This is a genomic window from Aquimarina pacifica (genome assembly GCF_000520955.1).
GTDB classification, from domain to species: Bacteria; Bacteroidota; Bacteroidia; order Flavobacteriales; family Flavobacteriaceae; genus Aquimarina; species Aquimarina pacifica.
Window position 1 is genome coordinate 1 of sequence record NZ_JACC01000099.1, and the last position, 1,170, is coordinate 1,170.

The following is a 1,170-nucleotide window of genomic DNA, read 5'->3' on the forward strand; positions in this document are numbered from 1 at the left end:
ACTGCATGACAAGTTAAAGTCCAACACTACTCGAAGTTACTTTCAGTAAAGCTACCGGTGACATGGTACGAAAGTTAATATCCTTACCCGGGGAGATCTGGCCTACACGTTTCCGACAAGAGGAATAAGTTTAATTTCCACAGAAACAAGCGGTGCAGTGATGTAGCGTTGAGTAAGCCAGAAGTCAGCCGAGGTCATAGTAGTCTGAGTAATCAGATGAAGGACTGAACGACAATAACTTGTAACTTATATCGGAGGTGTAATCAGGTGCGACAATCGCAGAAAACAGAACAACAAGCTGACCGCTTGTCGAGGATAGGTTTGGAAAACCGAAAGTACACAAGGGCGCGTAGTACCGATTATGGTGAAGGTAAAGGTATGAGTGTCACTATCCAAGACTTAGTCTTGGACCGCAATAACCTTAATCAGGCTTATTTGCGAGTTAAGAGAAATAAAGGGGCAGCAGGCATTGACGATATGACAGTCAATGACCTTCTGCCATATCTCAGAGAAAATAAGACGGAATTGATCGCTAGTTTGCGTGAGGGCAAGTATAAACCAGCACCAGTCAAACGGGTAGAAATTCCGAAGCCTAATGGTGGAGTAAGAAAACTCGGAATACCAACAGTGGTGGACCGAATGGTTCAACAAGCTGTGGCCCAAATTCTTACACCTATCTTTGAGCGTGTTTTCTCTGATAATAGTTTTGGCTTCCGCCCTCACCGTGGGGCTCACGACGCTATTGCAAAAGTAGTAGATCTTTATAATCAAGGTTATCGAAGAGTTGTCGACTTAGACCTAAAAGCCTATTTTGATAATGTTAATCATGACTTGATGATTAAGTATCTTCAACAATATATTGATGACCCATGGACACTAAGGCTCATTCGTAAGTTTCTAACTAGCGGAGTCTTAGACCATGGGCTTTTCGCTAAGAGTGAAAAAGGAACCCCACAAGGAGGGCCATTGTCACCAATACTGGCGAATATCTATCTAAATGAGTTGGATAAAGAGTTGACTAGACGTGGTCACCACTTTGTGCGCTATGCGGATGATTGTAACATTTATGTTAAAAGTCAACGAGCCGGAGAACGAGTAATGCGAAGCATTACCCAGTTTCTTGAAAAGCGATTGAAAGTTAAAGTGAACCCAGATAAAACCAAAGTCGGT

At 42.7% G+C, this 1,170-nt stretch carries 1 protein-coding gene; it reads left to right on the forward strand.

Features of this window, described 5'->3' with window-relative positions:
* Window positions 1-378 precede the first annotated feature (378 nt).
* Window positions 379-1,170: group II intron reverse transcriptase/maturase (gene ltrA / locus DZ60_RS0121930; RefSeq protein WP_206538665.1), on the forward strand; the 792-nt coding region annotated here is incomplete at its 3' end.